This window comes from Streptomyces sp. SID14436 (genome assembly GCF_010548465.1).
Lineage (GTDB): Bacteria > Actinomycetota > Actinomycetes > Streptomycetales > Streptomycetaceae > Streptomyces.
In genome coordinates this window covers 1-1960 of the sequence record NZ_JAAGMD010000776.1, presented here as the reverse complement: position 1 = coordinate 1960, position 1960 = coordinate 1, and the positions used below count along the sequence as shown (strand labels likewise).

Below are 1960 nucleotides of genomic sequence, written 5' to 3'. Positions count from 1 at the left end.
CCCTCGCTCCGGGGGCCCTGCCCGGACGGGCGCCGCCGCTCCTGCTCCGGGTAGGTGTCGGCCGGCCGGCCCGCGGTCCGCTCCACCTCGGCGCCGCGCGGCGCCGGCGGACGGAAGTCGGCGAGGCCCTGCGCCTCGCGCGCCGCGATCTCCTTGAGCCGCAGCGACAGTTGCAGCGTGCTGGGCCGCTCCTCGGGATCCTTCGCGAGGCAGGCCCGCACGAGCGGCGCGAGCGCGTCCGGCACACCCTGCAGATGCGCCTCCTCGTGCACGACGCGGTACAGCATCACCTCGGAACTCCCGTGCCCGAACGGCGAGTCGCCCATCGAGGCGTACGCGAGCGTGGCGCCCAGCGAGAACACGTCCGTGGCGGGCGTGACGGCCGCGCCCCGCACCTGTTCCGGGGCGAGGAAACCGGGGGAGCCCACCGCCGTGCCCACATGGGTGAGCGTCGAGGCGCCGGTCGCCCAGGCGATGCCGAAGTCGATGATCCGCGGCCCCTTCGGGGACAGCAGGATGTTGGACGGCTTGAGGTCCCGGTGCACCACACCGGCCTCGTGGACGGCGACCAGGCCCTCCGAGAGGGCCGCGCCGATCGCCGCGACCTCGGCCGCGCCCAGCGAGCCCTCCGCGGCCACCTTGTCGTGCAGCGACGGGCCGGGCACGTACTGCGTGGCGAACCACGGACGGTCCGCGTCCAGGTCGGCGGCCACCAGCCGGGCCGTGCAGCCGCCGCGGATACGACGGGCGGCCGAGACCTCGCGCGCGAACCGGGAGCGGAACTCCTGGTCCTCGGCCAGGTCCGGCCGGATGACCTTCAACGCGACCCGCTGCCCCTTCTTGTCGGAGCCCAGGTAGACCACGCCCATCCCGCCCGCGCCGAGCCGTCGGTGAAGTCTGAAAGAGCCGACGACGCGCGGGTCCTCGCGCCTCAGGCGCATCATCGCCATGTTCATCCCCGCTGCCCGGTCCTGTGACGTGCCACAGCTTACGTTTCCATACCCGCCGGTGCGCAGAGGCCGCGCCCTCCCGGAGCGGCCGATTGTCCCTGGCCCGCGCCGGAATTGAGAACCGGTCAGCAGCGCACACGCGGGGCGGACGCGCCCCCGGAAGGTGTCAACCGGCCGATCCCGCACGGACATTGATCACTCCAGAGCCGATCGCCCGGCACCGCCCGCGAGACCCCGCAGGGCGGCCTCCGGGTGCCGTGCTCCGGCGGTCCGGCGGAGCACCGGACCGGGTCGGACACCGGCCCGGAACCCGGAGAAGTGAGCGACGTCACGCTCCGTCCCCTCGGGGATCTCCCTGAGTCACGCCGGCCCGTCTCCACCCAGGGGAGTACACCGCACGGTGCGGCTCATCCTCCGGGAGGCCCGGCATTCGGTACGAGGGCATGACGCCCGGACGGCCCCCGGCTCCTAGATTTGGAGTCCAGCGGCGGGTGCAGCACTCGTCCCCCGAGGTCGACGCCCGCCGCTGCCGAGGACAACAGAAACGGTTCAGGAGAGGGACCATCATGGCCCACACGGCACCGCGGACCCTGGTCCGCACGCGGGAACGGATGGCCGGCGCCGCCGGGTTCCGGCCGCGCCGCGAGGGCCGTCGCCACCCGCTGGTGGCGACGCTGATGGCCCTTCCCCTGGCGGTCCTGCTCCTCCTCGTCTTCGACGGGTGGGAGACAGTGGCCACACAGGCGTCGTCCGTGGGCGAGATGCTGGGGCGCTGAGAAGCGGCCCCAGGCCCGGAAGAGCGGTCCGGGCGGGGACATCGGCCCATGAAACCCCGTGGGGACGGGGGTGCGGCGGACGGCAGGATGCCGGCGCAGCTGGGGAGCTGCGCCGGCATCGTCCTGTCCGCACACCGGCCCGCGCCCCGCCTGGCATGCTGCCCCCGTGACCTCCGCCCCCGCCGGCCCCGGGCCCCTGACCGCCGCGCTCGCCGGCCACGCCCGCGCGGCAGT

The 1960-nt window shown here is 74.6% G+C and carries 2 protein-coding genes; one reads left to right on the top strand and one right to left on the bottom strand.

All coding sequences use genetic code 11. From position 1 onward, the window contains the following. The coding region (locus G3I53_RS28140; RefSeq protein ID WP_164438915.1) for a serine/threonine-protein kinase at positions 1-956 on the bottom strand (956 nt) is incomplete at its 3' end. A gap of 560 nt (positions 957-1516) precedes the next feature. Between G3I53_RS28140 and G3I53_RS28135 the strand changes: the two genes are divergently transcribed. Continuing rightward, positions 1517-1726 carry a hypothetical protein gene (locus tag G3I53_RS28135; protein ID WP_164336629.1) on the top strand — a complete coding sequence of 70 codons (210 nt, stop codon included), beginning with the start codon at positions 1517-1519 and terminating at the stop codon, positions 1724-1726. Positions 1727-1960: the final 234 nt, after the last annotated feature.